This window comes from Luteibacter sp. W1I16 (assembly GCF_050434905.1).
Taxonomy (GTDB): Bacteria; Pseudomonadota; Gammaproteobacteria; order Xanthomonadales; family Rhodanobacteraceae; genus Luteibacter.
On the sequence record NZ_JBNDJJ010000001.1, the window covers coordinates 3,692,244 to 3,711,440 of the forward strand.

General features: G+C 63.0%; 22 protein-coding genes. 14 read left to right on the top strand and 8 right to left on the bottom strand.

Annotated features, from left to right (window positions below):
* Window positions 1-11: 11 nt before the first annotated feature.
* Complete coding sequence (locus tag QFZ41_RS16235) at window positions 12-956, top strand: tyrosine-type recombinase/integrase (RefSeq protein WP_429200276.1); 945 nt, start codon at window positions 12-14, stop codon at window positions 954-956.
* On the opposite strand, the gene QFZ41_RS16240 is transcribed toward QFZ41_RS16235, so the two are convergent.
* Genes QFZ41_RS16240 through QFZ41_RS16250 form a run of 3 tightly spaced genes read right to left on the bottom strand, consistent with a single transcriptional unit; the run spans window position 922 to window position 2,116 of the window.
* Window positions 922-1,551 carry a hypothetical protein gene (locus QFZ41_RS16240; protein WP_429199684.1) on the bottom strand — a complete coding sequence of 210 codons (630 nt, stop codon included), beginning with the start codon at window positions 1,549-1,551 and terminating at the stop codon, window positions 922-924. The genes QFZ41_RS16235 and QFZ41_RS16240 overlap by 35 nt on opposite strands.
* 26 nt (window positions 1,552-1,577) lie before the next feature.
* A complete protein-coding gene (locus tag QFZ41_RS16245; RefSeq protein WP_429199685.1) occupies window positions 1,578-1,775 on the bottom strand; it encodes a helix-turn-helix transcriptional regulator in 198 nt (65 codons plus the stop codon).
* Window positions 1,772-2,116: a hypothetical protein gene (locus tag QFZ41_RS16250; RefSeq protein ID WP_429199686.1), complete on the bottom strand. Its 345-nt coding sequence runs from the start codon at window positions 2,114-2,116 to the stop codon at window positions 1,772-1,774. Before QFZ41_RS16250 ends, QFZ41_RS16245 begins: the two co-directional genes overlap by 4 nt.
* A 414-nt stretch (window positions 2,117-2,530) precedes the next feature.
* On the opposite strand from QFZ41_RS16250, the gene QFZ41_RS16255 reads away from it, so the two are divergent.
* The 3 genes from QFZ41_RS16255 (at window position 2,531) to QFZ41_RS16265 (ending at window position 4,724) form a co-directional block, all read left to right on the top strand.
* Window positions 2,531-2,842, top strand: a complete 312-nt coding sequence (locus tag QFZ41_RS16255) for a hypothetical protein (RefSeq protein WP_429199687.1) — start codon at window positions 2,531-2,533, stop codon at window positions 2,840-2,842.
* 480 nt (window positions 2,843-3,322) lie between these two features.
* Window positions 3,323-3,976, top strand: a complete 654-nt coding sequence (locus QFZ41_RS16260; protein WP_429199688.1) for an outer membrane beta-barrel protein — start codon at window positions 3,323-3,325, stop codon at window positions 3,974-3,976.
* A 196-nt stretch (window positions 3,977-4,172) separates the two neighbouring features.
* A complete protein-coding gene (locus tag QFZ41_RS16265) occupies window positions 4,173-4,724 on the top strand; it encodes a hypothetical protein (RefSeq protein WP_429199689.1) in 552 nt (183 codons plus the stop codon).
* A gap of 570 nt (window positions 4,725-5,294) precedes the next feature.
* Here QFZ41_RS16265 and QFZ41_RS16270 read toward each other — a convergent pair.
* On the bottom strand, window positions 5,295-6,038 hold the full coding sequence (locus tag QFZ41_RS16270) for a DUF1264 domain-containing protein (protein ID WP_429199690.1): 744 nt from the start codon (window positions 6,036-6,038) through the stop codon (window positions 5,295-5,297).
* Window positions 6,039-6,292: 254 nt separating this feature from the next.
* On the opposite strand from QFZ41_RS16270, the gene QFZ41_RS16275 reads away from it, so the two are divergent.
* The 6 genes from QFZ41_RS16275 (at window position 6,293) to QFZ41_RS16300 (ending at window position 15,849) form a co-directional block, all read left to right on the top strand.
* Window positions 6,293-6,430: a hypothetical protein gene (locus QFZ41_RS16275; RefSeq protein ID WP_429199691.1), complete on the top strand. Its 138-nt coding sequence runs from the start codon at window positions 6,293-6,295 to the stop codon at window positions 6,428-6,430.
* Between the two features lie 134 nt (window positions 6,431-6,564).
* Entirely contained in the window at window positions 6,565-7,275 is a 711-nt protein-coding gene (locus tag QFZ41_RS16280; RefSeq protein ID WP_429199692.1) for a FadR/GntR family transcriptional regulator, read from the top strand.
* A gap of 358 nt (window positions 7,276-7,633) precedes the next feature.
* Complete coding sequence (locus QFZ41_RS16285; RefSeq protein WP_429199693.1) at window positions 7,634-10,489, top strand: TonB-dependent receptor; 2,856 nt, start codon at window positions 7,634-7,636, stop codon at window positions 10,487-10,489.
* A gap of 1 nt (window position 10,490) precedes the next feature.
* On the top strand, window positions 10,491-11,411 hold the full coding sequence (locus QFZ41_RS16290) for an aldose 1-epimerase (RefSeq protein ID WP_429199694.1): 921 nt from the start codon (window positions 10,491-10,493) through the stop codon (window positions 11,409-11,411).
* Window positions 11,408-13,678: an alpha-galactosidase gene (locus QFZ41_RS16295; protein WP_429199695.1), complete on the top strand. Its 2,271-nt coding sequence runs from the start codon at window positions 11,408-11,410 to the stop codon at window positions 13,676-13,678. The genes QFZ41_RS16290 and QFZ41_RS16295 overlap by 4 nt, the downstream gene beginning before the upstream one ends.
* The gene (locus QFZ41_RS16300; protein ID WP_429199696.1) at window positions 13,675-15,849 is read left to right on the top strand and encodes an alpha-galactosidase D; all 2,175 of its coding nucleotides are present in this window, start codon (window positions 13,675-13,677) and stop codon (window positions 15,847-15,849) included. The genes QFZ41_RS16295 and QFZ41_RS16300 overlap by 4 nt, the downstream gene beginning before the upstream one ends.
* Here QFZ41_RS16300 and QFZ41_RS16305 read toward each other — a convergent pair.
* Window positions 15,833-16,273: a hypothetical protein gene (locus QFZ41_RS16305; RefSeq protein ID WP_429199697.1), complete on the bottom strand. Its 441-nt coding sequence runs from the start codon at window positions 16,271-16,273 to the stop codon at window positions 15,833-15,835. The two genes, QFZ41_RS16300 and QFZ41_RS16305, sit on opposite strands and share 17 nt — an antisense overlap.
* Window positions 16,274-16,290: 17 nt before the next feature.
* Window positions 16,291-16,449 carry a hypothetical protein gene (locus QFZ41_RS16310; RefSeq protein ID WP_371023230.1) on the bottom strand — a complete coding sequence of 53 codons (159 nt, stop codon included), beginning with the start codon at window positions 16,447-16,449 and terminating at the stop codon, window positions 16,291-16,293.
* Window positions 16,450-16,610: 161 nt separating this feature from the next.
* On the opposite strand from QFZ41_RS16310, the gene QFZ41_RS16315 reads away from it, so the two are divergent.
* Window positions 16,611-16,793 carry a DUF3606 domain-containing protein gene (locus QFZ41_RS16315; protein ID WP_429199698.1) on the top strand — a complete coding sequence of 61 codons (183 nt, stop codon included), beginning with the start codon at window positions 16,611-16,613 and terminating at the stop codon, window positions 16,791-16,793.
* Entirely contained in the window at window positions 16,793-17,017 is a 225-nt protein-coding gene (locus tag QFZ41_RS16320; protein ID WP_429199699.1) for a hypothetical protein, read from the top strand. Before QFZ41_RS16315 ends, QFZ41_RS16320 begins: the two co-directional genes overlap by 1 nt.
* An 18-nt stretch (window positions 17,018-17,035) precedes the next feature.
* On the opposite strand, the gene QFZ41_RS16325 is transcribed toward QFZ41_RS16320, so the two are convergent.
* Window positions 17,036-17,254 carry a hypothetical protein gene (locus QFZ41_RS16325; RefSeq protein ID WP_429199700.1) on the bottom strand — a complete coding sequence of 73 codons (219 nt, stop codon included), beginning with the start codon at window positions 17,252-17,254 and terminating at the stop codon, window positions 17,036-17,038.
* 145 nt (window positions 17,255-17,399) lie between these two features.
* Here QFZ41_RS16325 and QFZ41_RS16330 point away from each other — a divergent pair, with 145 nt between their 5' ends.
* Window positions 17,400-17,609, top strand: a complete 210-nt coding sequence (locus QFZ41_RS16330; RefSeq protein ID WP_429199701.1) for a hypothetical protein — start codon at window positions 17,400-17,402, stop codon at window positions 17,607-17,609.
* 236 nt (window positions 17,610-17,845) lie between these two features.
* On the opposite strand, the gene QFZ41_RS16335 is transcribed toward QFZ41_RS16330, so the two are convergent.
* Entirely contained in the window at window positions 17,846-18,136 is a 291-nt protein-coding gene (locus tag QFZ41_RS16335) for a hypothetical protein (protein WP_429199702.1), read from the bottom strand.
* 336 nt (window positions 18,137-18,472) lie between these two features.
* Here QFZ41_RS16335 and QFZ41_RS16340 point away from each other — a divergent pair, with 336 nt between their 5' ends.
* Window positions 18,473-19,126: a response regulator gene (locus QFZ41_RS16340; RefSeq protein WP_429199703.1), complete on the top strand. Its 654-nt coding sequence runs from the start codon at window positions 18,473-18,475 to the stop codon at window positions 19,124-19,126.
* The last annotated feature ends 71 nt before the right edge of the window (window positions 19,127-19,197 follow it).

A 19,197-nucleotide genomic window follows, 5' to 3' on the forward strand; every position in this document is an offset into this window, starting at 1 on the left:
AGGCACTTGCGATGCTCTCCGCGGACGATGGGTTCGAGGCCATCGCGCGGGAGTGGATGCGGACGAAGGCCAAGTGGTCACCTGCCACACGCGATAAGGCCATCTGGCTCTTTGAGACGTACGCGTTGCCGTGGATCGGTAAACGCCCGATCAGATCACTCACTCCGCCGGAAATGCTCGTACTGCTGCGCCGCCCCGAAAGCCTTGGAAAGCTTGAGACTGCTCAACGGCTGAAGCAGCGGTGTGGGCAGGTATTTCGCTATGCGATCGGCACCGGGAGGGGAGATCGAGATCCAACCGCCGATCTGCGCGGTGTGCTCACGACCGCCCATGTTCGCCATCACGCGAGTCTGACCCGTACGGAAGCGGTGGGCGAGCTGATGCGCGCGATCGATTCGTTCACTGGACATATTTCCACACGGTGCGCGCTGCTCCTTTCCGCGTTGACGTTCGTTCGCCCCGGTGAGCTACGATCATGGGAATGGAACGAGATCAACGTGGACGGTGACGAGTGGAGGATTCCCCCTGGAAAAATGAAGATGGGAACACCGTACATCGTCCCATTGTCGCGCCAGGCGCGCGCTGTCCTCGATGAGATCCGCCCTGTCACGGGCGAGGCCGGTACGTGTTCCCCCTCGCTGCGCGGCCCGAGCAGGCCCGTGAGCGAGAACACGATCAACGCGGCATTGCGCCGGATGAGCTACGTCACGAACCAGATGACGGCCCACGGATTCCGCTCGATGGCCTCGACCCTTCTCAAAGAGGAGGGGTTTAACGGTGACTGGATTGAGCGGCAGCTGGCGCACTGCGAGAAAGACTGCGTGCGCGCTGCCTACAACTATGCCCGGTACCTTCCGGAACGACGGAAGATGATGCAGGCGTGGGCCGACCTACCCGACTCGCTACGGCTTGGCGCGACGGTCATCCCTTTTCATCGTGGTGCGGTGCAAAAGTGACAGTTGGTGATGGAACTTGTGGGGGCTCGGCTGGGACATCCTGGCCGGTGTCCGCGGCGATCGGTGGCAATTCGCATGCCTTAACTATTGCAGGTCCGGCTGCCCGGACCGTATTCATGTTGGCAACAACAGCTCGCACCGCGTCAGGTCCCTTTCCTCGATTGGACTCTACGAGCTCGAAGTGGACCCGCGCTGCCGCGACGGCCAGGATGAAACAATTCCTAGGCTCCGCGTCCAGATAAAGCGCATTGTCCATCCACCATAACGCGCATTCGTCAGCATATTTCCTGCCGTCTTCGAACGCGGCCTTCAACAGCAGCGCATGCCACCGAGAGTACGCTTCCTGGTGCGTGGCTAGCCTCTTCTCTCCGGCAAGTATTCGAAGGCTGTTCCGTGCATTCATTGACGCCGACAACTCGGTGATACCACGTGCATACTCGTCCCGCACGGCCTCAACTTTATGCGTCAGCTCCTCGATATCATCCTTCGTGGCGCGATTCTTCCCGCGCTCCCCTACATATGAGCGTAAGTACACGGTCCCGAGCGATGCCGCCGCCGAGATCGTGCCGCTTAAGATAGCCTGTGCCCAATCCATGACCGTTGCTCCTCACGCCCGTGCCTTCAGGCGGCAATGGTATCGCGCCGTTCAATTAGGGCGTCAGTCCAGGCTTGTACCTCGGTATCGACCCAGACCGAAGAGGCTCCCTGCTTCACAGGCCTTGGGAATGCCCCCGCGGCAACCTTGGCGTAAATGGAGCTTCGGCTCAGGGCCGTGCGCTTCTGCACCTCGGCCAGCTTGATCAGGGTACGTTCGGTCATCGGGATGCCTCGTGTTCGTTGCGCCATTCCGCCCAGCTGTGGTCGGTGGCCTTGTGTTCGGTCCACTCCGGCGTGTCCGGGGTGAGATCGTAGGTCTTGCCTTTGTCGGCGTAGCACCGGGCGCATCGCGGCGCGTTGTCCCGACGGTCGCCAGCGTAGGTCCGGTGCTGGCCGCAGAAGAACAGGCCGCACCCGTAGGTGCCCACAAATGGTTCGCCGCCGCAGACGAACGACATCCCTCGATCGATCTCTTCGGTACAGCCAGGGTGATCGCATGTCGACGGCACGCCATAGCCGATGTCGCGCTTCCAGTTCTCGTCGTACCCGACTGCCCAGCTCATGCTTTGTGATCCTCTCGCGCAAGTGCCGCTGCGATCATTTGTGCCACAGGGCTACCGGCCAACTGCGCCGGCGGCATGGTGTCGATGAATGTGCGGACGTCAGGCGGGGCGCCAGCCTTCTGCGACAAATGCGGCAGACCAGGAACGTGCCAATGCCGTATAGGTTCGCCACGGGATACACCAGTCCGCACACTGACATGGCGAGCTCGTTCAGGCCGATCCGCCGAAAATAGTGACCCTTGTTGCCGGCGAAGATAGGGAAGGCCCACCCCGAGCGGAAGGCGGACAGCTGAGGTCCGGACGCTGGCATCAGTGCGCACCTCGATCGTTCGAATATCGCGCTTGACACGCCCCTGCGCTCAAGGCCCGAGGAAACTTGCCGATACGCTTCGACGGATAAATGGAGACCCGCCGATGAACGAACCGCTTCAATGCCGTGGCAGCGTCCCTCTCGCTCGCACCCAGACGGTCACCTTGCCGAAGATAGAGTCCACCGGCAACGGACAAGCCGATCAACTGATCTGTTCGCAGATGCTGACGCTCGACCATGGGATGAAGGCGGCAGTGGCTGGGCAGTACATCGTGATGGCGGATATTGGGCTTGGCGTGATCCTGGCGGTCGCCGTGCGAGGCGGATGGCGTCTGCTCGGCATCGCCATGGTTGTAGCCGGCGGTGGCTACGGGTTGTTCGAGTTCTTCCGTCAGGCGAGCGCCATGGCCCAGTAGGAATTCTCGTACCATCGGCGCACTGAAAAGGATGGGGAGTTCACGCATGGGCGCTTTCAGCCATAGCTTCGGGGGATGGGAATACGACGCCACTTGGAAACGCGGTGAAAACGCCACGGTGCGCTGGTCGGCGGTGGTCTGCCTGGGCGGTGGCGTGCGAGGACGGCCCAGCGGGACGATTCACAGGGCCCCGGCCACCGACGACGCTGTCGACTCCTTGGTCATGCTGGCAGTCGAAACGGCGATTGACGGTGGCGTGGGCGTCGAGTTGCCTGTGTGCTGAGATCAAGACCGTACCTCGCCGCTACCTGCAATGCCGATACCCTGGATATTCGGTATGGTCGCTGGTGGCTCGCGCGGGGATGGCTTGCGTGTAGGGGAACTCCTACAGACGTCTGCGGTGCTTTATACGATGATTCGGCTGATCAAGCGTGTGGTCTTGCGCAAGCCTTATAATGAAGCGACGCTACAGGGGAGCATATGAAGAAGCTTTTACTTGCAATGGTCGCGTGCTCCACGGCCGCGCCAATGACGTATGCCGCCGAACAGGGAGCATTCATCTCGCTGTCTGCGGGTCAAAGCCGGTCGCAGATCGATCGTGACATGGCACGTGACCGGAGCGATCGAGCGTTCGCTGCAATGGTTGGGTACCGTTGGGCGGTCGCTCGGACGCTTAGTTTGGGCGTTGAGGGCGGGTACGGTGATCTGGGCAACGCGAGCAGTCATTCCTACGACGAATATGTGTTTACCGACGTGGATGGGGTTGATCACCTGAGCACCTGGCGCGAGCGTCGGTCATACAAGGCGAAGGCGTACATGCTCGGCATTAACGGACAGTGGAACGTGACCGACTCCTGGAACGTATCAGCACATTACGGCATGGCCCGTTATAGGTCGAACTTTGTCATCGAGAGTATCGGAACATTCGACGATCTGCGCGATGCCTACAAAACCAATATTAAAGATCGCCATGATGGCCGCTATTTTGGTGCTGGCGTCGGATACAGGTTAACGAGCGCCGTCAATTTGTCAGTTGTCGTAGACCGTTACAAGCCGTCTTTTCGCGATGTGCCTGGAGGCACAGCTACATACTCAGTCAATGTATGGGGTGCACGCGCGGAGTATCGCTTTTAGCCAAGCTCATAGAGCTGGGCAGAGCCCATCGTTGAGTGCGAGCAAGTGGCTTACTGATCGAACGAGATCGAGGACCAGTGGGTCTTGGAGGATCAGCGGTGCATGCGCTGACGGAGTGGGCATGCAGTGAACTGCAAATCCGGGCACGCTGGCTCAAGTCCTGCCACCCGGTTCAATCCCAAGGAAGCCGTTCCGCATGAAGCCCCTTCTATCCCTCGCGACAACGTCTCTCGTCGCATGCCTGGCTTACTCGTCACTCGCCTCGGCTGATGTTTCCGAGTTCAGGCGCCTGAGAGACGCTATCGCTGCAAGCCCGATCCTGACGACGTTCCAGAAGGTCGCGAAATACGCATATCCCCCGGAATGGGATCAGATAATCACTCGCTTTGCACCCGTGGACGGCTCATGCAGCGCGGAGACCTCCGCCAGGCTTGCGGCCATGAGCAAGAGCGAAGCCCGGCGATTCGTGGACGAGCATTCCGTCCTGGGGCACTTCGTGGTTCGTGGCAGCGCCGATTCATCGGTAGGCAAGCCACTCGGCGTCGTACTGCTCTTTCCCATGGATTTTTCGAAGACCATCAAGGAGGGGGAGACCCTGAACCTTACGAGCCTTGCCAAGACGCCGATCACCGTGCGTATCGTAAACGGGGAGGTACTTGTCGGCGGCTATAAGGTTGACCGGGAGAACTCCGTCAATACCGACGAGGGTGCAATTATCGCCATCGATGGGTGCGAGGCGTTGCACTGATCTCACTGGCAGTTCCGTGCCTTCTTCACGATCGGATCTCGCTGCGGCTGAGTTGGCGAAGCCGTGCGCATCATCACCATGGCACCACCACCCCCGGGACGATCCTGGACATCGATGATCGCAACGATGTCATCAGTTGGACTCCGACTTACTAGAATTTCCTTCCCGGTCTGCTTTGAGTCTATACGACTGACGGGAAATTCTTTCTGCACCGCATCGAGAACGCACTGTGAGAAAACATCGGACGATCTATGTGTGCTGAACGTCGTCAAGGGGGAGGTGCGGGTGACGCCTTCTCGTGTCTCAGCGGAACAAATCGCACTGACGCATACAACGGACGCGATAAGCAAACGGTACATGGCGCTTCTCCTGTTTACGAAGGACTCGCACCCGGCTCGTGTCATGCTGGCGGCGGCCGTCAGAGCGAGTCGATTCATGTTCCCCAACACCTCGAATGGGCTCGAGGTTGGTCAATCCTACTGCGGACCAGGGGGGATGTCTCTCACAGGAGTCACCGCACCTGGGAAGCGATGTATCGCTTGTGCAGATCGATTCGGCTGCAGACGCTTGTCAGCGTGTCATCCCATTTTCTTTACCGCGTTGGTTATGCGATCCACCCGTCGGATCCGCAATCTGCATCACCGTCCCCCGCTGCCACGCATCAGCCCCCTCCTGAACCGGCGGAGGCTTGATATCCGCCCTCTCACGGCGCTTCTCTTCCGTATCCACGCCCAGCCGTTCGTCCCTCGATCGAACCATGGCCCGGTCGATCTGCCCGTCCTGCGTGAACCCCATCATCAACTGCGGGACGCCGAGCGGCAGATGCTTCTGTAAATCGGTGTGCCAGGTGTGGAAGGTTTTACCGTACGTGCTGGCCAACTTCTCCATCAACTCGTGCTCTGCCGCACGCGGAAGCCCTGGCGCCACCAACTCACCGGAGGTCACCTCGTAGGCATGGCTGTGCCAGAGTGGTTTTTCCGCATCGGGCAGGGTGGCGAACACCCTGGCACTAACGATGTACTCCACGCCCATGATTTTCGCATTGGCGGTATTGCCGTCGTAGATGACGCACTGTTTGATGTCTTCGTTGAGCCCCGAGCAATAGTGGTGCGCTTCCATCTGGCTTTCGATGCGGCCGTTATAGAAGTGGAAGCCATCGAGATACATGTTCAGGGCGCCGAGCGGCGGAGCGCTTTGCAACATCGAGGCGCCGGCTTCAAGCGCCTTGGTCTTCGTGGATTTCTCGGCGCCGGGTGTGCCCACCGGCGATTCCGTATGCCCGCCGTTGCAGGCGGTCAACAGCAGGATCAGCATGCATGGAAGCGGCCTTGGCATGAGACCGTCCTCTGGCGGTGTCTGCCGAAGGATGTATCGCGGTTCGACAAATCAGGGTGGACCGGCTGCTTTCGCCCGGTCACTTTTCTGAATCGGCGGGCGGGATCCGCGGATCACGGCGAAGCACGCCGCGGATGCGGATGCGAAGGGTGTTCGCGGCGTTCACGAAAGCACGGACCTACGATAACGATGAAGCCCCTATCGTCAGTGGACCGTCCATGAGGAGATTCCCCATGTCCACCCCGAACGAACCCGAGAAAAAGCCGAAAACTCCCCAAGATTACGACAAGGACGTCGGCGACCGCGTCGAGAAGAAGCCGCGCAATCCGGATTCCCCACAGCAGACACACGACAACGAGGACAATGGCTGAGGGGCCGCCGGCCGCCAATCCCGATCGGGCCAGGGCTGCGCACGATGCGCGGCCTTTTTCATGGATATCGACCTCTCATGCGGGCACCTGTGTAATGGTATGGAGAAGAATCCAGACATCCCAAGGAGCAATGCATGGTGAAGCCCGTGACCTCGCGCGGCCTCCACAACCTGGTGGTCCAGCAGCTGGGGCGGCTTATCGTCAGTGGGGAGCTGGCGCCGGGGGAGGGGTTGCCACGGGAGGAGGTTCTGGCCGAGCGCTTGAATGTCAGCCGCACCGCGCTGCGTGAGGCGATGAAGGTACTCGTCGCCAAGGGCCTGATCGAGTCGCGCCAGCGCACGGGCGCCCGCGTGAGGGAAGCCATCCACTGGAACCAGCTCGACGCCGATGTCCTGGGCTGGCGCTGCGCTTCCATGCCGACGGAAAGCTTCGTCGAGAAACTGGTGGAGATGCGTGAGCTGATCGAGCCGGGCGCCGCGGCGGCCGCGGCGAGACGACGCACGGACGCGCAGCTGGTCACCCTCAAGGCGGCCTACGATGCGATGGCCGCCTCCGAGGATCTGGATGCCTGGGCGGAGGCCGACCTCGCGTTCCACGAAACCCTGTTACGTGCCACCAACAACGAACTGATGGTCTCGTTGTTCTCCGTCATCGAGACCGCCCTCGGCACCTTCTTCCTGCTTTCCGCGCGTAATGCCGCGAACTTCAAGGCCGCCTTGCCGCACCATGAGAAAGTCTATGAAGCGGTGCGCCGCCGCCAGCCCGAGGTGGCGCGCCAGGCGATGCTGCGCATGGTCAGCGAGTCGCGGACCAACATCCGTGGGCGCGCCCGCAAGAAACCCTAACGCCGGCGACGCGTTATCCCGGAACTGTGAAGCGGTCGGCAGTCACGCCACCGCGTCCTCAGCTCTCCTGTCGAACAGAGGCACGGAAACGGCTCCTAGGAGCCTCGCCCCTGCCGTATCCGCTTATGCTGCGCCGCAGCTTGCGGACATATAATAATAAAATACTACAATTGACCCACGGACGTTCCGCCTGCCGGGTGCGGGCCATGGGCGTCCATTCGGGGTGCGGTTCGTAACCGCATCAGCGGGGAACAGTCGGGTCCAGCGAAGTTCCATCGGCGCATCGGGGCAGGTTCGCTTGCCGTCGACGGCGGAGTGCGGCCTTCGTGAGCCATCCAATCATGAGAGGGGAGTAGGAATGCAGCGGAAGTTACTCGCGCTGTCGGTGCGCAACGCATTGGCTGGCATGCTCGGCATCTGTTTCATGGGTGGATCCATCGTCCAGGCGCAGGATGCACCGTCCTCCACCCAGGGACCGGCGCCCGCCGCGGCTGTCCCCGCGCAGGCAGCGGCTCCCGCCCAGGATGGCAACGCGCAGGACGCCAAGTCTCAGAAGGATGGCAAGGCGGTCACCGAACTCAACGGCGTCGCCGTCACCGGACAGCTGCAATCCCTGTTCCTCTCGCAGTCGACCAAGCGTGACGCGGTCAATACCGTGGACTCCGTATCGGCCGAGGAAGCCGGCAAGTTTCCCGACCAGAACGTGGCGGATGCCCTTCAACGCGTGCCGGGCGTATCGGTGAACCGCAGCGGCGGTGAGTCGAACCAGATCACCGTGCGAGGCTTTGGGCCGAACTTCGTGAACGTGCTGCTCAACGGACGTACGATGGCGACGGCGGCGACCGATCGCGCGTTCGACTTCGACGTCCTGCCGTCCGAAGTCATCCAGCAGGCGGTCGTGCAGAAAACGAGCACCCCGGACCTGGAAGAAGGCGGCATCGGCGGCACGGTCAATGTGATCACCGCGCGGCCGTTCGACTTCAACGGGTTCCATGCGGCGGGAAGCGCCGCGGGCGTCAACGACAGCATCGATGGTGGATTCGCGAGCAAGACCACGCCGAAGGTCTCCGGCCTCATCGGCAATACCAACAAGGACCATACCTTCGGCTGGCTCGCCTCGGTCGTCTACTACAAGCGCGACCACGTCGAGCAGTCGATCGACACCCTCGGCTGGCTGAACAACCAGAACTTCTCGCGGATCAATCCCGCCTATACCAGCGTCGCGTTGCCGCAGACGCTGCAAGGGCAGGTGATCAACGAGACGCGCACGCGCAAGTCCTTCAACGGTGCGATCGACTGGGCGCCGGTCGATGGCGTCACCGTGAAGCTGGATGGCCTGTTCTCCGAGTACAAGATCGACTCGAAGTACAACGCCTTCGGCGCCTTCACCAACACGGGCATCATCCAGTCGATCACGCCGGGGGCCAATGGAACGGCGCAACAGTTCGTCATGGACCAGTCGGGTGGCATGTCGAACGACTATGCGATGCAGTCCAACCCGCGCGACGCGTTCAACGAGCAGATCGGCGGCCACATCAACTGGCAGATCGATCCGTCGCTGCAGGTGGACTGGGACAGCGCGGTATCGCGTGCGTGGAACAAGGAGTCGCAGAACGGCTACTTCGTCGTCCTTGGTACGCGCAACATTGGCGTGAATCCGGTCTGGACCAACAACGGCGACAACCACTTGCCGACGTACACCGGACTCTTGCCCACCACCGATACGTCGACCCTGCACGCGCACGTGACGAACCAGGGCACGCAGAGCCCGAACGTCAGCGACAAGATCTTCGAAAACCAGCTGCACCTCGGTAAGTCCTTCATGGACGGCGTGCTCTCGCGCCTCGATTTCGGCCTGTCCAATTCCAACCGCACCAAGACCGAAGTCACGTACAACACGCCCAACAGCTTCGGCTGCGCCGAGTACTGCGGCTACGTCGCCACGGTGCCTGCCGATGCCGTCGGCGCGCATGTCTACCATGCAGGCAACCTGGTTGGAGGCGTGGCGCCCGGGTTTCCGAGGGACTGGGTCGTCTACGACGTCAACAAGCTGTTCGCTTACCTCGCCACTCCCGCCGCGTACAACCAGTTGCCCAACGCCGATGCGTTCAAGGCACAGCTCGACGCGAACGGCGGCGGTTTCACCGCACACCCCGATCCGAACACGTACAGCATGATCAAGGAGCGCATCAGCTCCGCCTACGGCATGGCGACGCTGGAAGGCGACGGCGACATGCCCTGGACGCTGAATGCCGGTATCCGCTATACGAAGACGAACACCACCTCGTATGCGTACTCGGTGCCGATCGTCGGGATCGCGGTGAACCCGAACGATCCGACCAACGCGATCCCCACCTACGGCTCTCTCAGCCCGATCTCGCAGAACGGCAAATACCACGAGTGGCTGCCGTCGGCCAACTTCAAGCTCAACCTGCGCGACGACCTGGTGTTCCGTGCCGCCGCATACAAGACCCTGACCCGGCCCGACCTGAGCAACCTCGCCGCCTCGGTGTCGTACAACTTCCGTCCGCAGGACCAGACCATGACCCGCGGGAACGCGGCGCTCAAGCCTTACATCTCGAAGAACTACGACGCGGGCGTGGAGTGGTACTTCAACGAGACCAGCTATGCGGCGATGAACCTGTTCTACAAGAAGGTCAGCAACTTCAGCACGCTGATCACCACGAACACGACGCTGCTGGGCTTCCCCTTCCAGTTGACCGAGCCGGTGAACCTCAACACCGCCACGATCAAGGGTGCGGAACTCACCTTCAACTACCAGTTCACGAAGCTGCCGGCGCCCTTCGATGGCCTGGGCGTAGCGACCAACTACACCTATGTCACCAGCGACGCCTCGATCAGCGCCGATAAGATCGCCAACGCCGGCAAGTTCGCCGTCCCCGGCATCGGCAACTCGTCGAACGTGAGCCTGTATTACCAGAAGGGGCCTGTCGAGTTCCGCGCCGCGTACAACTGGCGTGCGAAGTACCTCGCGTCGATCGCCGGGAACCAGAGCCAGCCCACCTCGGTGAAGGCATACGGGCAGGTGGACCTGAGCGCCAGCTACAAGCTCAACGACCATGTGTCGATCTTCATGGACGCGAGCAACCTCAACAACGAGAAGATCTACCAGTACCAGGTCTTCGACGATCGGCAGAGCTACGCCGAGGCCAATGGCAGGACGTTCTTCCTCGGTGTGCGTGCCTCGCTCTGACATGCTTCAGCTGTGCAACGACCGGTTGAGCGTCGGCCTGCTTCCCGAAGCAGGCGGCGCCATCGCCCGCTTCGACTGGCTCGGGCGGGGCCGGGCGTTGCCGGTGATGCGGCCTTGTGTGGAGCCTCCCGGGAGTTCGCCGGGCCGCTGCGAGCCGAATCGCCTTGCTTGTTACCCCCTCCTGCCGTGGAGCAATCGCATTGCCCACGGCGGGTTTTTTCATAGGGGGCGACGTGTCGCGTTGGCGCTCAATCGCGAGGACGATCCGTACCCGATCCATGGGAGCGGTTGGCAGCGGTCGTGGACGGTCGAAGCGCACGATACCCACTCCGCCGTGCTCGTGCTGGACGAGACCTCGCCGGATGCCTATTCGTATCGGGCCCGCCTTGCCTACCGGCTCGATGGCGACGTACTGCATGTCGCGCTGCGGGTAACCAATACGGGCAGCTTCGCGCTTCCCTTCGGTCTCGGCCTGCACCCGTTCTTTCCCCTGCATGGCGGCGAGGCACGGCTGCGCGCGCCGGCCACGTCGGTGTGGCTCAACGACGGCCGGGATCCTCTGCCAGTGCGCCGCGCGCCTGTACCGCCGGAATGGGATTTCACCTCCGTTAGCGATCTGCCGGCGGGTGGACTGAATCACGCTTTCGTGGGATGGACGGGACAGGCGACGATCGAGTGGCCGGCGCTGGCATTGCGTCTGCGAATCGAGGCGGAAGTCGATGGCTATGTGCTTTACGTGCCGGCAGGCGAGGACTTCTTTTGCCTGGAACCCGTGGACCATCCGATCAATGCCGTGCATCTTCCGGATGGCCCGGTGGCTCATGGCATGACGGAACTGGCGCCTGGTGAATCCCTTGAACGTGCCTTCGCCTTTCGCGTGGAGGCGTCGGACAGCCGAGAAGAAGAGAGGTCGTACACTTGAAACTCCAGGCCAGCATGCTCCGCGTCGCGACGTTGCTCGCGGCAAGTCTTCTCGCCGCCCCCGTGATCGCCGCCACCAAGGCGTCCGCGGAACGCATGGCACCGCCGAGGTATGACGCGGACCATCGCGTATTCCGGCTCGACGCCGGGAACGTCACTTATGCGATGGGCGTAAATCCGGATGGCATGTTGCAGAACCTCTACTGGGGCGCGCGGCTGCCTGCCGACGATCCACTCGGTCCCGCCGCGCCCGCGCCCGAGCGCTCGTCGTTCGATCCCGCGGGTGCGCTCACGCCACAGGAATACGCCGGCTGGGGTGGGGCGATGACGGCCACTCCCGCGCTGAAGATCCGCCTCGACGATGGTAATCGCGATGTCGTGCTTCGCTACGACAGCTACCGCGTCGAGGGTGGCCATCTGTCGATCCTCCTGCGCGACGCGCAAGCGGGGGTGGCGGTCACCCTCGACTACAGCGCCGACGCGGCCACCGGTATCGTCGGCCGCTCGGCGCATATCGAGAACACCGGCAAACAGGCACTCACGGTCGACAGCGCCGCGTCGGCCACATGGAACCTGCCGCGTGCCAGCGACTACTCACTGCGTTACCTGACCGGCACCTGGGCAGGGGAGTGGCATCTGCAAACGCGCGCCGTCACACCCGGCGCCACCGTGCTCGAGAGCCGACGCGGTAGCACGGGTGACGAAAACAACCCCTGGTTCGCGATCGGTCGCGGCAGCGAATGGAACGAAGACCATGGCGACGTGTGGTTCGGCGCGCTGGCCTGGAGTGGATCCTGGAGCATCCGCATCGACGAGGACATCCTTGGCCAGGTTCGCGTGGTCGGCGGCTACAACCCGTTCGACTTCGCCTATCGGCTGAAGCCGGGCGAGGCGCTGGATACGCCGGTCTTCTACGCAGGCTACACCGCCGGCGGTATCGGCGAGGCGTCGCGGCTGCTGCACCGGTTCGAGCGCGATCGCGTCCTTCCCGGCGGCGCGAACGCGGCCTTGCGTCCGGTGCTCTACAACTCCTGGGAAGCCACCGAGTTCAAGGTGGACGAGCAGGGACAGGAGCGGCTCGCCGAGAAGGCCGCCGCGCTCGGCGTCGAGCGCTTCGTCGTGGACGATGGCTGGTTCGGAGCGCGCGACAACGACCATGCCGGTCTTGGTGACTGGGTGGTCAATCGTCGCAAGTTCCCCAATGGACTGAAGCCGCTGATCGACAAGGTGCACGGGTTTGGCATGAGCTTCGGCCTGTGGGTCGAACCGGAGATGGTCAACCGCGACAGCGACCTCTATCGCGCGCACCCGGACTGGGTGCTCAATTTCCCCGGCCGCGATCGAAGCGAAGGGCGGCATCAGCTCGTGCTCAATCTCGCTCGCGAGGACGTGAAGGCGCACCTGCTCGAAGTGCTCGACCGCCTCCTCAGCGAGAACGACATCCAGTTCCTGAAGTGGGATTACAACCGCAACTGGTCCGAACCGGGCTGGCCGCAGATGTCGCCGGACGAACAGCAGAAGGTCTACGTAGCCTACGTGCGCAACCTGTACGACATCCTTCGACAGTTGCGCGCGCGCCATCCGAAGGTCGAAATCGAATCCTGTTCTGGCGGCGGTGCGCGGGTGGACCTCGGCATCATGTCGCTCACGGATGAAGTCTGGCCGTCCGACAACACCGATCCGTCGGACCGCCTCTCCATCCAGGACGGCTTCAGCTATGCCTACGCGCCGTCGACGATGATGGCCTGGGTCACCGGCTCGCCCAACTGGGTGAACAATCGCGTCAGCTCGATGGATTTCCGGTTTCTGTCGTCCATGCAAGGCGGGTTGGGCATCGGGGCGAACCTTCTGGACTGGACGCCTGCGGAAGAGGCGACGGCACGCGGCTATATCGCCGAGTACAAGAAAATCCGCGCCACGGTGCAGCGTGGCGCGCTGTACCGGCTGTTGTCGCCGCAAGAGCGCTCGCCATGGTCCGCCACGGAATCGGTGGCGAAAGACGGTGCGCAGGCCATCCTGTTCGCGTTCCAGCGGCAGGGGGAAGAAGCGCGCCCGTTCCCCACGCTGCGCCTGCGCGGGCTCGACACGAACGCGCGCTATCGCTTCCGCCTCGTGCACGGCAAAGCCGCCCCGGGCACGCCCGAAGTGGCGAGCGGCGCGTACTGGATGCAACGCGGCATCGACCTCGTGATGAAGGGCGACCTGCAAGCCGCGGGCGTGGTGTTCGAGCGCGAAGGCACAACTTCCCACCAAGGAGTCACGCGATGAATGTTCGGGTTCCGGCGTTTTCCCGTCTGGCGCTTGCATGCGGCTTGATGTCCCTGGCCACCACGGCGGCGGCGCAGGTCAACGGCGCGGGGCAAAGGCCTTATCTCGGGTGGAGCAGCTTCAGCCAGCAGACGATCGACCCAGGCTTTCTCACCCAGGCCAACATGGTCGCGCAATCGGACGCGCTCGCCGCGTCGGGATTGCAGGCTCACGGGTACACGTACATCAACCTGGATTCCGGCTGGCAGGGCGGTTTCGACGTCAATGGACGTCCCACCCCCGATCCGCGCACCTTTCCCGATATCAAGGCGCTGGTCGACCATATCCACGGCCATGGACAGAAGGCCGGCATCTACTGGATTCCCGGCGTCGAGGAACCGGCGGTGATAGCCAACGCGCCGATTCTCGGTACGCCTTATCACATCCAGGACATCCTCGCGTTGCCGCATCGCGCGGGGAACGCGTTCGGCGCGCCGGGTGAATCGCCGTATCACTACAAGATCGATTTCAGCAAACCGGGCGCGCAGGAATACATCGATTCGGTGGTGGCGCTTTTCGCATCGTGGGGCGTGGATTTCATCAAGCTCGACGGCGTCACGCCGGGCTCCTACAGCGATGACCTGAGCATCGACAACCGCGACGACGTGGCCGCATGGTCCAGGGCCATCGCACGCAGCGGACGTCCCATCTGGCTCACCGTCTCCTGGGCGGTGGACAAGGACTACCAGGACGTCTGGCAGGCCTATTCCAACGCACGCCGTATCGATGACGACGTGGAATGCGAAAGCCGCTGCGCCACGCTCACCAACTGGCCGCGCATCGAGAAGCGCTTCCGCGACCTGCCTGGGTGGCAGGATGTCGCCGGTCCGGCGAAAGGCTGGAACGACCTCGACTCGCTCGACATCGGTGACGGCGACCTGGACGGGTTGACGCTGGATGAGAAGCGGTCGGCGATGACCCTCTGGGCCATGGCGAACGCGCCCCTCTATCTCGGCGGCGACCTGACGAAGCTCGATGAAACCGGCAAGCAACTCGCTGGCAACGATGAGGTCATCGCCGTGGACCAGTCCGGCAAGCCCGCCGTGCAGGTCATCGGAGGCGATCTTCCCGTGTGGGTGAGCGATCTGGGCGGCGGCCGCTACCATGTCGCCTTGTTCAATATGAATGCGACCCGCGCGGTGGTCGAGTTGCCGTGGCGAGTGCTGGGGCTGACGGGCGCCCGGCGTATGCGCGATCTCTGGCGCCATCAGGAGCAAGGTTCTTCTTCAGGCAGTTACCGCGTCGAGCTTCCTGGCCACGGTACGCAGTTGCTGCTGGTCGAGGCGTTGCCGGGCCAGGTGGCGCCCGATCCTTCCACGAATTATGAAGCCGAAGCGGCTACGCTCGCCGGCACGGCGGCACCGGCCGCCTGCGTGGGCTGCTCGGGCGATGTAAAGGTCGGAGGGCTCGGCCTTGGCGCGGGCAATACCGTGAGTTTCGACCGGGTTTACGTTCCGCGCGATGGCACGTACCTCATGCGGGTCGATTCGCTCACGCTGGGTCTGCGCTCGTATCTCTACCAGGTCAACGATGGGCCTTTCCAGACCTTCAACTCGGGCGGCGGAAGTTTCCAGTTGCCATCCCAGAGCACGCTGCCGGTGTGCCTGCGCCAGGGATTCAACCGCATCCGCTTCGGTAACGCTGCCAGCTATCCACCGGATCTCGATCGCATCGTGGTCCGCGGAACGGGGGATGCCGCGCTGCCCGCGTCCGCGACATACGAAGCCGAGGCCGCGGTTCTCGGTGGCACCGTCACCGCGGGCTTCAGTAATTATTTCTCAGGCCTGGCAAAGGCCGGAAACATAGGCGCCGGTACGGCGAACAGCGTGACCTTTCCGGCGGTGACCGTGCCGACCTCCGGCAGCTATCAGGTCGAGATCGACTACGCGACGAAGGGTCCGCGCTCGCTTTACCTGACCATCAACGGACAGGCACCGGTCAAGCTGGATCTCGACGGCAGCAGTTTCGACGACCCGGTGGCCAAGGTGCTGAACGTATCGCTCAAGGCGGGGCCCAATACCATCGGTCTCGGCAATGCCAGCGGACCGGCACCGGATCTCGACCGTATCGTCGTCGCACCGAGGGTTTTGCCGGCGTGGCTGGGAGCCTCGGCGACTACGTGTCCGCGCTGACGAGCGAACGTATCGTCAAGCTGGCGGGCCATGCGGGAAGCAAGCAATGGCACCGCGCGGCGAACAGGACCGCCGGCCGCGACCACTCGGACGCGTCGGAAATCCTTTGCAACACGCTGCAGGCCTCCGCGACGTCGACATAGTCGGCGTCGCGCATGGCCTTGAGCCGGCGATCCACGCGCCAGAGAAGGGTGATCGCGTCGGCCACGCGTCGATACGGCGCTACGTCCTCAAGATAACGGCAGGTATGCCTCAGGTCGCTCATCCGCATGTCGCCGGCGGAGCGAGGCATCCGCTCGTTCCATTCCGCCTCGGCGGCGTAGAGGATGTCGAGCGCGTAGCCCAATTCCTTGCATGCCTCGTCGACCGCGTGCGCGGTGACCTGGCAAGGCCCGGGCAGCGATCGACGGGAGGCGAAGCTCATGCACTTACCTGTTACTGTTAGGGCTGTTTTCCCGTCCGGCGCTTGGCCGGCTCGCGCGGTGTCTCGGGAAGCTTGCCGCGACGCTCGTGGGAATAGACATAGGAAACGAACGCTGCCGACGAACGGTCTGTGGGCGCGCCGTTGGGAAAACGCGCCGGTGGCTTCTGCGTGGGCATGACTTGTCCGGTTGGGTGACTAGGTCCCTCGGCCGAGGGTGTCCCACGATGCGCCTTGGGTTGTTATGCGCATGTAAGCGGCATCGCCGGTTGGCACCCCCTTTTCGTCACACGGGGGTAACGCGCGAGGTGTCAATGGTGATCTTTAGCAGGAAACGGCAATGGACATGATGAAACGCGGGGCACGGCCTGCGGACGCCACGAAAATCGACCTCGAGTCGAGGACCGAGGTGAACTGGTGGGTTCGTTCGCTAGGAGTATCGGAGCAATCGCTCCGCGACGCGGTCAAGCGCGTCGGCCAGGTGCCGGGCGACGTCCGCGCCGAACTCCGGCGCCGCCGGTGATGGACATCTCGGATCGTCCACTGCGCATCTTCGTATTCTTCCCGCCCATCAACGAGAGGACATGGACGGTGCTGTTGCCGGGCGCGCACAAGCACCTGTTCCGCACCGAAGGCATGGCTGTCGAGTTCGCACTGAACCAGGCGGTCGCCCTGAAGGGCAAGGGCAGGGCGGTGCAGGTACTCAAGGAGCGTATCTCGGGGAGCTGGATCCCCGTGCACTTCTGACCGGGCGTCTTCCGCGCTTCAGTGCGCGAGCGGCGACTTCGACGGTGCTCCCGGCTTCTCCGCACAAGCGGCACGGGTGAGCGCACGGTCGGCCTCCGCGTCGTTAGGCCTCGCGAGGCGGGCCATGCACGTGTCGTAGGTTTCCGGTTGCGGGCGCGTGGCGAAATAGGCCGTGCCCACGGCGATCGCCAGCGCGATGGCGATCCAGGGAAGGCTGTCGTTGAGTGTCTTTGGCATGGCGGTAACGGGATCTGCGGCGCCATTATAGATCGGCCCGCGGCTCCGGGTGCCGTGCATGAGGCCTAGGCCCATCCTTCACGTGATCCCGATGCAGGCACGGCGACGCTTGGCGTCTCGCGAAACGCACCCGGGGAGTGTCGCCATGGCCAACGTTGCATCCGGATCCCACGTCAACACACTCGGCGCGATGGCGGCGGGCAAACTTCTCGCGAAAGCCACCGGTGGGCGCTGGGGCCCGGCGATACTCATCCTCGCGGGCATCATCCTGCTGAGAAAGCGCGCCGCCGCGCGGGCGGCGCGCCGCGTCCGCGCGGACCTGAACGACGTCGACGAACTGGATGCCTCGCGTTAGCGGTACTACTTCTGCTGGTGATTGTCCTCGCCAGTGTCGTCCACCGGGTCGCCCGACGAATCCGTCCGCGGTTGCTCGGTGGGGCCCCGCCGGTCCTTGGGGGGCTGGTTCTGTCCAGGCTGTTGCGGTGGGCGATTTTTCTCATTGGCCATGTGCGTCTCCTTCTTCCGAAGGCCCACCTTGACGCCTTCCAGCTGACGGAGACGTGCGAGCGGCGTGAGCGCCGTGTCGGCGCGTCAGTGCGCGGTGCGCTTGGGCATGGTGGCCGCGACAGGGGGCGCCGCAAGGCCGGTACGGCCCGAGGTGTGCGAGCGGCTGGCCTGCTCGGTCAACAAAGGTGTCACGATCGCCATCCATCCTTCGGCGAAGGAACGGACGTTGCGCGGACGCTGTTCCGGTGTATAGCGGGACATGGCTTCCGCCAGCGCGGCCACCCAGGCGGCCGGTTCAGGATGTGTCGAGATCGCCGCCTCCAGGGCGGATTCCAGCGCCGCGAGTTTTCCGAGGAGGTAAGTCCGGTCTTCCATGAGTGAGATGTCCTTGAAGAGGCCTTGGATGTTCGGAGCGCCGGGTCGATGGCTTCCGGGATTTCGTATGTGGCATGCCATCCCTGTCGCCGGGTTTGCACTGCCGAAATCGTGCTGAGGCATTCGCCTACATACAGTTCCGCCCGACGATGACACGATCATCAGTTCATGTCACCTCACATGCCACGGCATATACCGCTACAGGCGGTGGCGCGGGCACCGGATCATATCTGCACGCTGGTTGTCTCGCCTGCACATCTGGCATTGTATGCATTCGCAGGCGCGCGCGGCCGATACGCGCGCACAGAAGTACAGTCGGCCCAGGGAGGGCATTACATGATTAACGTTGTTTTGGTCGACGACCACGAGTTGGTCAGGACCGGGTTCCGGATGATCCTGCAGCAGCAGGCCGATCTCCGGATCAGGGGAGAAGCGGGCTCGGCCGAGGAGGGCCTGCGCCTCATCCGGTCGCAATCACCGGATATCGCGCTCGTCGATGTCCACATGCCCGGAATGAGCGGCGTGGAACTGACCGAGCGCGTGATCCGCGCGAAGCTGCGCACGAATATCGTCATCCTCACCGTTGTCGACGATGCGCGTTTCCCCAAGCGCCTGCTGGATGCGGGAGCGCTGGGTTATCTCACCAAGGGTTGCTCGTCCGACGAGTTGCTCAGCGCCGTGCGCCAGGTGGCGTCCGGGCGTCGCTACCTCGCTCCCACCGTTGCGCAGCAGCTGGCGCTCGCCACGCTCGATGGCTCGGATTCGCCCTTCGATACGCTGTCGACGCGAGAGATGGAGGTCTCGATGATGCTCGTTCGCGGCATGCCGCTGACGTCGATCGGCGAACGGCTCAATCTGAGCCCGAAGACCGTCTCGACCTATAAGCAGCGCCTCATGGAGAAGCTGCATGTCGAACACGTCGTGGGCCTCGCCCATCTGATGACGGTGCATGGCTTGCTCGACACGCACAATCACCAGGTAGGCAGCTGACACCTTTCATGACGTGAGACAAGAAAACGCCGGGCATTGCCCGGCGTTTTCTTGAGCCCTGGCCGGAGCCG

Bases quoted from the DNA above. Each gene is read 5' to 3' on its own strand.
- QFZ41_RS16235 (WP_429200276.1), top strand. From the start codon at position 12: ATGCTCTCCGCGGACGATGGGTTCGAGGCCATCGCGCGGGAGTGGATG.
- QFZ41_RS16240 (WP_429199684.1), bottom strand. From the start codon at position 1,551: ATGGATTGGGCACAGGCTATCTTAAGCGGCACGATCTCGGCGGCGGCA.
- QFZ41_RS16245 (WP_429199685.1), bottom strand. From the start codon at position 1,775: ATGACCGAACGTACCCTGATCAAGCTGGCCGAGGTGCAGAAGCGCACG.
- QFZ41_RS16250 (WP_429199686.1), bottom strand. From the start codon at position 2,116: ATGAGCTGGGCAGTCGGGTACGACGAGAACTGGAAGCGCGACATCGGC.
- QFZ41_RS16255 (WP_429199687.1), top strand. From the start codon at position 2,531: ATGAACGAACCGCTTCAATGCCGTGGCAGCGTCCCTCTCGCTCGCACC.
- QFZ41_RS16260 (WP_429199688.1), top strand. From the start codon at position 3,323: ATGAAGAAGCTTTTACTTGCAATGGTCGCGTGCTCCACGGCCGCGCCA.
- QFZ41_RS16265 (WP_429199689.1), top strand. From the start codon at position 4,173: ATGAAGCCCCTTCTATCCCTCGCGACAACGTCTCTCGTCGCATGCCTG.
- QFZ41_RS16270 (WP_429199690.1), bottom strand. From the start codon at position 6,038: ATGCTGATCCTGCTGTTGACCGCCTGCAACGGCGGGCATACGGAATCG.
- QFZ41_RS16275 (WP_429199691.1), top strand. From the start codon at position 6,293: ATGTCCACCCCGAACGAACCCGAGAAAAAGCCGAAAACTCCCCAAGAT.
- QFZ41_RS16280 (WP_429199692.1), top strand. From the start codon at position 6,565: ATGGTGAAGCCCGTGACCTCGCGCGGCCTCCACAACCTGGTGGTCCAG.
- QFZ41_RS16285 (WP_429199693.1), top strand. From the start codon at position 7,634: ATGCAGCGGAAGTTACTCGCGCTGTCGGTGCGCAACGCATTGGCTGGC.
- QFZ41_RS16290 (WP_429199694.1), top strand. From the start codon at position 10,491: ATGCTTCAGCTGTGCAACGACCGGTTGAGCGTCGGCCTGCTTCCCGAA.
- QFZ41_RS16300 (WP_429199696.1), top strand. From the start codon at position 13,675: ATGAATGTTCGGGTTCCGGCGTTTTCCCGTCTGGCGCTTGCATGCGGC.
- QFZ41_RS16305 (WP_429199697.1), bottom strand. From the start codon at position 16,273: ATGAGCTTCGCCTCCCGTCGATCGCTGCCCGGGCCTTGCCAGGTCACC.
- QFZ41_RS16310 (WP_371023230.1), bottom strand. From the start codon at position 16,449: ATGCCCACGCAGAAGCCACCGGCGCGTTTTCCCAACGGCGCGCCCACA.
- QFZ41_RS16315 (WP_429199698.1), top strand. From the start codon at position 16,611: ATGGACATGATGAAACGCGGGGCACGGCCTGCGGACGCCACGAAAATC.
- QFZ41_RS16320 (WP_429199699.1), top strand. From the start codon at position 16,793: ATGGACATCTCGGATCGTCCACTGCGCATCTTCGTATTCTTCCCGCCC.
- QFZ41_RS16325 (WP_429199700.1), bottom strand. From the start codon at position 17,254: ATGCCAAAGACACTCAACGACAGCCTTCCCTGGATCGCCATCGCGCTG.
- QFZ41_RS16330 (WP_429199701.1), top strand. From the start codon at position 17,400: ATGGCCAACGTTGCATCCGGATCCCACGTCAACACACTCGGCGCGATG.
- QFZ41_RS16335 (WP_429199702.1), bottom strand. From the start codon at position 18,136: ATGGAAGACCGGACTTACCTCCTCGGAAAACTCGCGGCGCTGGAATCC.
- QFZ41_RS16340 (WP_429199703.1), top strand. From the start codon at position 18,473: ATGATTAACGTTGTTTTGGTCGACGACCACGAGTTGGTCAGGACCGGG.